Below are 252 nucleotides of genomic sequence, written 5' to 3' on the forward strand. Positions count from 1 at the left end.
GTTGCACTAAGTTAAAAACATCATCAAATACCGGTTCTGGAAAATTTTGTCCCCAGGGGCCAGCTTCACGTAATATTTCTGCAAAGGCTAGAGTCATATCGTTGGTTAATAGCTCACCATCTGAAGAATATAGTTGCTAAATATAACAAAAAAAACAGTCGCGCATTGTAGCTTAATTATACGACTAAATAAACGCTTCCTTATGCTTTGAAATGTCCTTTTTATTATATTATTGTGTCCAAATAATGTCAC

1 pseudogene is annotated in these 252 nt (G+C 34.5%); it reads right to left on the bottom strand.

Annotation, left to right across the window (positions count from 1 at the left end):
• Positions 1-109, bottom strand: a pseudogene (locus H4J50_RS19925) (hypothetical protein); the annotation flags it as partial.
• Between the last annotated feature and the right edge of the window lie 143 nt (positions 110-252).

The sequence above is a fragment of the Colwellia sp. 6M3 genome (genome assembly GCF_014077595.1).
GTDB lineage: Bacteria > Pseudomonadota > Gammaproteobacteria > Enterobacterales > Alteromonadaceae > Cognaticolwellia.